Source organism: Rhodococcus sp. ENV425 (genome assembly GCF_002887785.1).
Classification (GTDB): domain Bacteria; phylum Actinomycetota; class Actinomycetes; order Mycobacteriales; family Mycobacteriaceae; genus Rhodococcus; species Rhodococcus aetherivorans.
In genome coordinates this window covers 1-9,713 of record NZ_PCZU01000085.1, presented here as the reverse complement: position 1 = coordinate 9,713, position 9,713 = coordinate 1, and the positions used below count along the sequence as shown (strand labels likewise).

Sequence of the window (9,713 nt, the reverse complement as noted above, 5' to 3'; positions counted from 1 at the left end):
CCCGCCGATCTGTCCAGCCTGCTCGCCGTCGCCGGTGAGGTGCTCGACGCGGCGTCGGAGCGTTTCGTCGCCGGTCGCGGCGCGCCGCGCTCGGTGAACAAGGGGCCCAACGACTTCGCCACCGACCTCGACCTCGAACTCGAACGGCGCATCTCCACGGAACTGGAGCGGCGCACGGGCATTGCCGTGCACGGTGAGGAGTTCGGCGGTCCCGAAGCCGATTCGGGCACGGTGTGGCTGCTCGACCCGATCGACGGCACCGTCAACTACTCCGCCGGGCTGCCCACCGCGGGAATCCTGCTCGCACTCGTCCGCGACGGCGACCCGATCCTCGGGCTGACCTGGCTGCCGTTCGTCGGCGACCGGTTCGCGGCCGCCGCGGACGGGCCGCTGCTGCGCAACGGTCGTCCCCAGCCGCCGCTGCAGCCGGCGGCGCTGGCGGACGTGATGGTCGGCGTGGGCAGCTTCGACATCGACAGCCGCGGGCGTATCCCGGGCCGGCGCCGGCTCGAGGTCATCACCGAGCTGAGCCGCCGGGTGTCGCGCCTGCGCATGCACGGTTCCACCGGGGTGGACCTGGCGTACACGGCGGCCGGGGTGCTCGGCGCCGCCGTCGTCTTCGGGCACCACCCGTGGGACAACGCCGCCGGCGTGGCCCTGGTGCGGGCGGCCGGTGGTCTCGCCACCGACTTCGCCGGCAAGCCCTGGCGCATCGGCTCCGGCTCTGTGGTCGCCGGCGCCCCCGGCGTGCACGAGGAGATACTCGACATCGTGGGATCGCTTCCCGGTCCCGTCCCCGAGGAGGACCGAATTCCATGACCCTGGCAGTCCGGGTGATCCCGTGTCTGGACGTCGACGCCGGCCGCGTCGTCAAGGGGGTGAACTTCGAGAACCTGCGCGACGCCGGTGATCCCGTCGAACTCGCCGCGGCGTACGACCTGCAGGGCGCGGACGAGTTGACCTTCCTCGACGTCACCGCGTCGAGCGGCGACCGCGGCACCATGCTCGACGTGGTCAGCCGCACCGCCGAGCAGGTGTTCATCCCGCTCACCGTCGGCGGCGGCGTCCGCACCGTCGAGGACGTGGACCGGCTGCTGCGGGCCGGCGCGGACAAGGTCAGCATCAACACCGCCGCCATCGCCCGCCCGGAGGTGTTGCGCGAGATGTCCGAGCGGTTCGGGTCGCAGTGCATCGTGCTGTCCGTCGACGCCCGCACCGTGCCCGACGGCGAGGAGGACACCCCGTCGGGATGGGAGGTCACCACGCACGGCGGCCGCCGCGGCACCGGCATCGACGCCGTCGAATGGGCACGCCGCGGCGCGGAACTCGGCGTGGGGGAGATCCTGCTGAACTCGATGGACGCCGACGGCACCAAGTCCGGCTTCGACCTGCCGATGATCCAGGCGGTGCGCGCCGCGGTGCACGTGCCGGTGATCGCCAGCGGCGGCGCGGGAGCTGTCGAGCACTTCGCCCCCGCCGTGCACGCCGGCGCCGACGCGGTCCTCGCGGCCAGCGTGTTCCACTTCGGGGAACTCACCATCCCGCAGGTCAAGGCGGCGATGCGCGCCGAGGGGATCGAGGTGCGATGAGCAGGCTGGATCCGGCGATCGCGGCGCGGCTCAAGCGCAACGAGGCGGGGCTGTTCGCCGCCGTCGCCCAGGAACGTGCCACCGGCGAGGTGCTGATGATGGCGTGGATGGACGACGAGGCGCTCGCCCGTACCCTAGAGACCCGTACCGCCACCTACTTCTCGCGTTCGCGCGGCCAGTACTGGGTCAAGGGCGAGACCTCCGGCCACACCCAGTACGTGCACGAGGTGCGGCTCGACTGCGACGGCGACACGGTGTTGCTCGTCGTCGACCAGGTCGGGGCCGCGTGCCACACCGGCACCCACACGTGCTTCGACGCCGACGTCCTGCTCGCCGGCGAGTAGGCGCCTTCGGCGCGGGTGCGTCCTTTGGGCGGCTCCAGCCGTCCAAAGGACACACCGGCGGTGTCGCGGGCGTCAGATGACGATCGGCGCGCCGGTGAGCAGGCTCCAGAGACCCAGGCCGAGGTACACGACGGTGCCGATGGCGGACCGGACCGGATCGTCCGTGAGGAAACCTTCTGCGGCCCAACCGACGAACTCCGTGAACAGTTCCGAGGATCCCATGCTGCATCCTTCCGAGAGGCGAGGCAGGTCGTGAACGGCGGTCGTGAACCAAATCGACCGACCGGATTGTTTCGTTACACCTCCCGGTGCCCGCTCCGTCGGCGGTGCGGCACAATCTCCCCATGCCTCTCATCCAGATCAGCCAGACCCCCGGTCTCACCGTCGAACAGAAGCGCGCCACCATCGAGGCGGTGACCAAGGCCTACGCCGAGGCAACCGGCAAGGATGCGACGTCGGTGTGGGTGACCATCACCGAGGTGCCGCGGGAGCAGTGGGGCGTCGGGGGTGTCCCGCTCGGGTGAGGTGCACCGCCCCCGGGACAGGGCGCCCCGCGACGGGCGCTGCCGGCCGTCGATCTCGGCGAGCGGATCCTGGCAGGATCGGCGTATGGCGTCCGCGAATCTGACCCGAGCCGAAACCGCCGAGCGTTCCCGGGCGGTGACGGTCCGCAGCTACCGGGTGGAACTCGACCTGCGCGGCGCCCCGGATGCCGGGAGCGCCTGTTTCGCGACCACGACGACGGTCGAGTTCACGGCAGCCGCGGACGCGACGTGGCTCGACTTCCTCGGCGCCGGCGTCGAGTCGGTCGTGCTCAACGGCGAGCCGGTGCCCGTCCGCTACGACGGCGCGCGCATCGCGCTGAGCGGCCTGCGTGAGCACAACGTCGTCACCGTCGTCGCCGCCGCGGAGTACAGCCGGTCCGGTGAGGGCCTGCACCGGTACGTCGATCCGGCCGACGGGCAGACCTACCTGTACACGCAGTACGAACCCGCGGACGCGCGACGGGTGTTCGCGTGCTTCGAGCAGCCGGATCTGAAGGCGCCGTTCACGTTCGTCGTGTCCGCCCCGGCGAAATGGCAGGTGCTGTCCAATCAGCATGTCGCCGAACGCGAGTCGATCGGCGACGCGCAGAAGGTGGTGTTCGCACCGACGCTGCCGATCTCCACCTACATCACCGCGATCGTGGCGGGCCCGTACCACCACGCCGAATCTTCTTGGAGCCGGAACGAACTCGCGGTGCCGCTCGCCGTGCTGTGCCGCGCCTCCCTGGCGCGGTACCTCGACGCCGACACGATCTTCGAAGTGACCCGGCAGGGAATGGACTTCTACGCCGACCACTTCGGCTACCCCTACCCGTTCGGCAAGTACGACCAGGTGTTCGTCCCCGAATACAACCTCGGTGCCATGGAGAACCCCGGGTGCGTCACCTTCACCGAAGCGTACGTGTTCCGCGGAGCCGCCACCGCCGCGCAGTACCAGGCCCGCGCGAACACGATCCTGCACGAGATGGCCCACATGTGGTTCGGGGACCTCGTCACCATGAAGTGGTGGGACGACCTGTGGCTCAAGGAGTCGTTCGCCGACTACATGGGCTCGCTGGTCAGTGCCGAGGCCACCGAGTGGACCGACGCCTGGGTCGCCTTCGCCAACCGGCGCAAGGCCTGGGCCTATCTGCAGGACCAGTTGCCCACGACCCACCCGATCGTCGCCGACATCGTCGACCTCGAGGCCGCCAAACTGAACTTCGACGGCATCACGTACGCGAAGGGCGCGGGAGTCCTCAAACAACTCGTCGCGTACGTGGGGCGGGACGCCTTCTTCGAGGGTGCACGGCGCTACTTCCGCCGGCACGCCTTCGGGAACACCACCCTCGCCGATCTGCTCACCGAGTTGTCGGCGACCTCGGGACGAGACCTCTCGGGGTGGGCGCGCGCCTGGTTGCAGACCACCGGCGTGTCGACCCTGATGCTCGAGGACGCGGGGGAGGGACGGTCCGCGATCGTCCAGACGCCGGCGCGGCCCCACCGGCTGGCTGTGGGCCACTACGACTTCGACGAGGCCGGCGACCTGGTCTGCCGGCAGCGGGTCGAGGTCGACCTGGAGGCCGAGCGCACACCGATCGAGTCGGCGGCCGCGCCGCTGATCCTGCTCAACGACGCCGACCTGACCTACGCCAAGGTGCGGCTCGACCCGCGGTCGCTGGAGACGGTGGAGCATTCGCTCGATCGTGTCGTCGACCCGCTGGCCCGGGGGTTGATCTGGTCGGCGTTGTGGAACGCCACCCGCGACAGCGAGCTGACCGCGGCGCGGTACCTGTCCATGGTCCGCGGATTCGCGGTGGCCGAACCGAATCCGGCCCTGCTGGCCGCACTGCTGGCGAACGCACCCTACGCGATCGAGCACTTTCTGCCCGCCGCGAGCCGGTCCCGGCAGCGTCGCGTCTGGCTCGAGGCGGCATGGACGGCCGTGTGCGCCGCCACCCCGGGATCGGGTGAGCAGCTCGCCTGGGCCCGCGCGGTCGCCGCGGCCGCCACTGTCGACGACGCCCACGCCGCCGACCTGCGCGCGATCCTCGACGGCACCGGTCCGGCACCCGCGGGGCTGCCGCTGGACCCGGATCTGCGCTGGCAGATGTGGACCGCGCTGGCGGCGACCGGGCACGCGGAGCCGGCCGATCTCGACGGCGAACTCGCCCGCGACGACACCGGTTCCGGACGGACCGCGCACCTGCGCGCCCTGGCCGCGCGACCGCTCGCCGCGGTCAAGGCGCAGGCCTGGAGTGCGGTCTTCTCCGACACGGCGCTGTCGAACGAGCACCTCGACGCCACCATCGCGGGGTTCCGGGCCGGGGCGCACCGGGATCTGATCGCCCCGTACGACGACGACTACTTCGCCGCGCTCCGGGCGGTGTGGTCCGAGCGCAGCATCGAGATCGCGCGCCGGATCGTGGTCGGTCTGTTCCCCGCCGGAAACACGCTCGGGCCGTGCGACCGGTGGCTCGACGCGCACGCCGACGCCCCGGCGGCGTTGCGGCGCCTGGTGATCGAGCAGCGCGACCATCTGGCCCGCGATCTGCGGGCCCAGGGGTTCAACGGGTGAGGGTTCGACGGGTGCGCGGCCGCGGCCACAGCGGGGGCGCACCCTGCCCGGTCAGGCCTTCCCGGTGCCGGCGGCGATGCCCTTGTCGAGCTGGGTGAGCAGCGCGGTACCGAGGTCGGTCAGCGCGGCGACCTGATCGTCGTCGAGGCCCTGGAACACCAGGGCCTGGACGGTCGCGACGTGACCGGGGGCCGCCCCGACGAGCTTGGTCATGCCGGCGTCGGTGAGCACCGCGTACGAGCCGCGCGTGCCGGGCACGCTCCGGCGGCACACCCATCCGGCGTTCTCCAGCTTGGTCACCACGTGCGACAGCCGGGACAGCGACGCGTTCGACAGCTGTGCCAGCTCGGACAGCCGCAGCCGCCGCTCGGGTGCCTCGGACAGCTCGGCGAGGACCGAGTAGTCGAAGTGGGTGAGCGCGGAGTCGCGCTGCAGCTGCGTGTCCAGCGCGGCCGGCAGGCGGGTGATCAGCGCCACCAGCTTCCGCCAGGCCCGCTGCTGGGATGCGGTCAGCCACTCGGTGTCGTCGATCTGTGCGGAGCCCACTGATGCACCGTCCTTTCTCGATCGTCCACCCTATCGGGACGGCCGGCGCGGGACGCCGGGCGTCCGTCGGGGCGGGCGGTCAGGGGCGCTGCCCCATGCCGGTGGCGACCTCGTGCAGCCGGCGGCCCACGCTGTCCTCCGCCAGCGGCGGTGTCGGCAGCCCGGCGCCGTCGCGGAGCCCGGTGAGGAACTCCTCGAGGGTGGCGCGCGGCGAGAACCGGGGAATCCACTCGAGGTCGGTGCGGGCGCGGGTGCAGTCCATGAGCGGCAGCCGCAGCACCGTGTCGACCAGGCCGGGGGAGGCGGGGGCGAGCCGTGCGTGCCAGGCCGCGGCGACGGCCGCGTGCAGCGCCGCCGGCGGGACGGGCACCGTGCGGGCGCCGAGGATCTCGGCGAGGACCTCGGCGTCGACGGGGGGTTCGGCGGCGAGGTTGAATGCGCCCCGCACCGGCCGGAGCACGGCCCGGACGTAGGCGTCGGCGGCGTCGTCGGTGTGCAGGACCTGCATCCGCAGTCCGGCGGTGCGGGGGACGACCGGCAGGGCCCGGACGAGGCGGCCGGGGAGGAGCGGCCCGGCGAACAACCGGCGCTGCGCGGTCGCGGACTCGCGCTTGAAGAGGAATCCGGGACGCATCCGGACCACCCGGATGTCGGGGTGCCGCAGTTCGAACGTGTCGAGCCAGCGTTCGAGGTACGCCTTCTCCCGCGGGTACGCCGCGCCGGGCCAGCCGTGGGTGGGCCAGCGCTCGTCGACCCGTTCGTCCTGCGGTCCCGGCGAGTAGGCGCCGACCGACGACGCGTGGACGAGGGTGGGCACGCCCACCTCGGCGACGGTCTCGAACACCCGGATCGATCCGAGCACGTTGTTGCGCCAGGTGATCTCGGGTTTGTGCGTGGGCTGGAAGAGCCAGGCGAGGTGGACGACGGCCGCCGCGTCGCGCAGCAGCTCGTGCAGGTCGTCGTCGGCGACGTCGGCGACGACGAACTCGGTCTTGCGGCAGCGCCAGTCGGTGGGGCGGCGGGCGATGCCGACCACCGATCCGACTGCGTCCTGGGCGCCGAGCGCCGCCGTGACGCTGGTGCCCACGTTTCCGGTCGCGCCCGTGACGACCACCTTCAGGCCCTCTGTTCCGGTCATGGGGGGCGGATACCCGCGCCCGCGCCGATCCATCCCCGCAGGCCGGGAACATTTCGGACGGTGCCGGTGCTGTATCGGGTAGTATTGTTGAAGCTTCAACCTTAGGAGTCCGTGTGAGCCCCATGCCCGCCCTGTTCCTCAGCCACGGCGCACCGCCCCTGGTCGACAGCGCGACGTGGGTGGCGCAGCTGCAACGCTGGGCCGCCGACCTGCCGACCCCCACCGCGATCCTCGTGGTCTCCGCGCACTGGGAGTCCGCGCCGCTGACCATCGGTGCCACCACCACCGGCACCCCGCTCGTGTACGACTTCGGCGGCTTTCCCCGCCGCTTCTACGAGGTCACCTACCCTGCGCCCGGCGCCCCCGACCTCGCACGCAAGGTGGCCGCGCTGATGCCCGACGGCGAACCGGTCGTGCAGCAGCCGCACCGCGGTCTCGACCACGGCGCGTACGTGCCGCTCACCGTCATGTACCCGGACGCGGACATCCCGGTCCTGCAGATCTCGCTGCCCACCCTCGATCCGCAGCGCCTGCTCGCGCTCGGCCGGCGGCTGCGCCCGCTCCGGGAGGAGGGGGTGCTCGTCATCGGCTCCGGCTTCACCACGCACGGCCTGCCGTTCCTGCGCGACCCGCGCCCCGAGGCCGTCGCGCCCGGCTGGTCCGCCGAGTTCGACGCCTGGGCCGCCGAGCGGCTCGCTGCCGGCGACGTCGACGGCCTGCTCGACTTCCGCACCCGGGCGCCCGGCATGCCGTACGCCCACCCCACGATCGAGCACTTCGCCCCGCTGTTCGTCACCCTCGGCGCGTCGAGCGACCCGGAGCAGGCGCCCCGGCAGGTGATCGACGGGTTCTGGATGGGCCTGGCCAAGCGTTCCGTCCAGGTGGACTGACCGTCAGTCCCGGCTCGCGCGCCGGGCCTGCAGCACCGCGAGCGCGCGGTCCGCGTGCACGCCGGGGCGCACCTCGCTGGCGATCACCTCGAGGACGGTGCGGTCGGTGTCCAGCACGAAGGTGGTCCGCTTGACCGGCGAGAGCCGGCCGAGCAGCCCCCGGCGCACCCCGAACTGCGCCGCCACCGCGCCGTCCGGATCGGACAGCAGGGGGTAGTCGAACGACTGCCGCGTCGACCACGCGCCCAACCGGTCCACCGGGTCGGTGCTGATCCCGACCCGGGTGGCGCCGACGGCGGCGAACTCGGCCGCCAGATCCCGGAAGTGGCACGCCTCGGCCGTGCAGACCGGGGTGAACGCGGCCGGGTAGAAGAACAGCACCACCGGCCCGTCCGCCAGCAGCGCGGACAGCGTCCGCGGACGGCCGTCCTGGTCGCTCGACGTGAAATCGGGGGCGATGTCACCGGCTCTCATGTCCGGCGACGCTACCGCGGCCGCGCCCGCCGCGGCAGGCCCTGGGATGATGGGCGCCATGTCCGGCGAGCCCACCACCATCCCCGCAGCGGCCCCCGACCTCACCGAGGGCGGCCGACCCGACTCCACCACCACCCGCGAGCAGTTCCGGCTGCTCGCCGCCGAGCACCGCGTCGTTCCGGTGACCCGCAAGGTGCTCGCCGACGCGGAGACCCCGCTGTCGGCGTACCGCAAGCTCGCCGCCGACCGGCCCGGCACCTTCCTGCTCGAGTCCGCCGAGAACGGCCGGTCGTGGTCGCGGTGGTCGTTCATCGGAGCCGGCAGCCCGGCCGCGCTCACCGTCGTCGACGGGGAGGCCACCTGGTACGGCCACGTGCCCGCCGGCGCCCCCACCGGGGGCGACCCGCTCGACGTGCTGCGCCGGACCCTGGAGCTGCTGCACACCGAGCGGCTGCACGGCCTGCCGCCGCTGACCGGCGGCATGGTCGGCTACCTCGGCTACGACGTCGTGCGACGCATCGAGCGGCTGCCCGAGCACGCCGTCGACGACCTGCAGATTCCCGAGACGGTGATGATGCTCGCCACCGACCTCGCCGCCGTCGACCACCACGAGGGTGCGATCACGCTCATCGCCAACGCCGTCAACTGGGACGGCTCCGACGAACGCGTCGACGAGGCCTACGACGACGCGGTGGCCCGGCTGGACCGGATGACGGCGGCCCTGGCCGCGCCCGCCCCGTCGACCGTCTCCACGTTCGCCCGGCCCGCCCCCGACTATCGGCGCCAGCGCACGACCGAGAGCTTCGGCGCCGACGTGCGCCGGCTCATCGGCGAGATCGAGGCCGGCGAGGCGTTCCAGGTGGTGCTGTCCCAGCGCTTCGAGATCGACTGTCACGCGGCGCCGATCGACGTGTACCGGATGCTGCGCGCCTCCAATCCGAGTCCGTACATGTTCCTCATGCACGTCCCCGACGGCTCCGGCGGCACGGCGTTCTCCATCGTGGGCTCGAGCCCGGAGGCGCTCGTGACCGTCGCCGACGGGGTCGCCACCACCCATCCCATCGCCGGGACGCGCTGGCGCGGCGCCAGCGAGGAGGACGACATCCTCCTCGAGAAGGACCTCCTCGCCGACGAGAAGGAGAACGCCGAGCACCTCATGCTCGTCGACCTCGGCCGCAACGACCTCGGGCGGGTGTGCGAGCCCGGCACCGTCAAGGTCCACGACTACCGGCACATCGAGCGCTACAGCCACGTCATGCACCTGGTCTCCACCGTCACCGGCCGCCTCGCCGCGGGCCGGCACGCCCTCGACGCGGTCACCGCGTGCTTCCCCGCCGGCACCCTGTCCGGCGCGCCCAAGGTCCGGGCGATGGAACTGATCGACGAACTCGAGCCGACCCGCCGCGGCATCTACGGCGGCATCGTGGGCTACCTCGATTTCGCCGGCGACGCCGACACCGCCATCGCCATCCGCTCGGCCCTGGTCAAGGACGGCGTCGCCTACGTGCAAGCCGGTGCCGGCGTCGTCGCCGACTCCGATCCGGTCTACGAGGACACCGAGGCCCGCAACAAGGCCATGGCCGTGCTCTCCGCCGTCGCCGCGGCCGGCACCCTCACCCCGTACGAGGGG

General features: G+C 72.3%; 11 protein-coding genes. 7 read left to right on the top strand and 4 right to left on the bottom strand.

Annotation, left to right across the window (positions count from 1 at the left end):
• From CQZ88_RS06275 to hisI, 3 genes are all read left to right on the top strand, one after another.
• A partial coding sequence (locus tag CQZ88_RS06275; protein ID WP_308410789.1) for an inositol monophosphatase family protein occupies positions 1-819 on the top strand: 819 nt, incomplete at its 5' end.
• Complete coding sequence (gene hisF / locus CQZ88_RS06270; protein ID WP_006936998.1) at positions 816-1,589, top strand: imidazole glycerol phosphate synthase subunit HisF; 774 nt, start codon at positions 816-818, stop codon at positions 1,587-1,589. The genes CQZ88_RS06275 and hisF, both read left to right, overlap by 4 nt.
• Positions 1,586-1,933, top strand: a complete 348-nt coding sequence (gene hisI, locus CQZ88_RS06265) for a phosphoribosyl-AMP cyclohydrolase (RefSeq protein WP_006936996.1) — start codon at positions 1,586-1,588, stop codon at positions 1,931-1,933. The genes hisF and hisI overlap by 4 nt, the downstream gene beginning before the upstream one ends.
• 72 nt (positions 1,934-2,005) lie before the next feature.
• On the opposite strand, the gene CQZ88_RS29785 is transcribed toward hisI, so the two are convergent.
• Positions 2,006-2,155 carry a hypothetical protein gene (locus CQZ88_RS29785; protein WP_164528072.1) on the bottom strand — a complete coding sequence of 50 codons (150 nt, stop codon included), beginning with the start codon at positions 2,153-2,155 and terminating at the stop codon, positions 2,006-2,008.
• A gap of 122 nt (positions 2,156-2,277) precedes the next feature.
• Here CQZ88_RS29785 and CQZ88_RS06260 point away from each other — a divergent pair, with 122 nt between their 5' ends.
• Together CQZ88_RS06260 and pepN are read left to right on the top strand one after the other, a co-directional pair.
• Positions 2,278-2,457 carry a 2-hydroxymuconate tautomerase family protein gene (locus CQZ88_RS06260; RefSeq protein ID WP_029544072.1) on the top strand — a complete coding sequence of 60 codons (180 nt, stop codon included), beginning with the start codon at positions 2,278-2,280 and terminating at the stop codon, positions 2,455-2,457.
• Between the two features lie 85 nt (positions 2,458-2,542).
• Positions 2,543-5,035: an aminopeptidase N gene (gene pepN / locus CQZ88_RS06255; protein WP_065922508.1), complete on the top strand. Its 2,493-nt coding sequence runs from the start codon at positions 2,543-2,545 to the stop codon at positions 5,033-5,035.
• Between the two features lie 51 nt (positions 5,036-5,086).
• On the opposite strand, the gene CQZ88_RS06250 is transcribed toward pepN, so the two are convergent.
• Positions 5,087-5,581, bottom strand: coding sequence for a MarR family winged helix-turn-helix transcriptional regulator (locus tag CQZ88_RS06250; protein ID WP_102799416.1), 495 nt, complete (start codon positions 5,579-5,581; stop codon positions 5,087-5,089).
• A 79-nt stretch (positions 5,582-5,660) separates the two neighbouring features.
• A complete protein-coding gene (locus CQZ88_RS06245) occupies positions 5,661-6,719 on the bottom strand; it encodes an NAD-dependent epimerase/dehydratase family protein (protein ID WP_006936970.1) in 1,059 nt (352 codons plus the stop codon).
• A gap of 122 nt (positions 6,720-6,841) precedes the next feature.
• Here CQZ88_RS06245 and CQZ88_RS06240 point away from each other — a divergent pair, with 122 nt between their 5' ends.
• The gene (locus tag CQZ88_RS06240; protein WP_037200939.1) at positions 6,842-7,609 is read left to right on the top strand and encodes a dioxygenase; all 768 of its coding nucleotides are present in this window, start codon (positions 6,842-6,844) and stop codon (positions 7,607-7,609) included.
• Between the two features lie 3 nt (positions 7,610-7,612).
• Here the strand turns inward: CQZ88_RS06240 and CQZ88_RS06235 are convergent, their stop codons facing one another.
• Entirely contained in the window at positions 7,613-8,083 is a 471-nt protein-coding gene (locus CQZ88_RS06235; RefSeq protein ID WP_065922509.1) for a peroxiredoxin, read from the bottom strand.
• Between the two features lie 58 nt (positions 8,084-8,141).
• Between CQZ88_RS06235 and CQZ88_RS06230 the strand changes: the two genes are divergently transcribed.
• A partial coding sequence (locus CQZ88_RS06230) for an anthranilate synthase component I (protein WP_180986956.1) occupies positions 8,142-9,713 on the top strand: 1,572 nt, incomplete at its 3' end.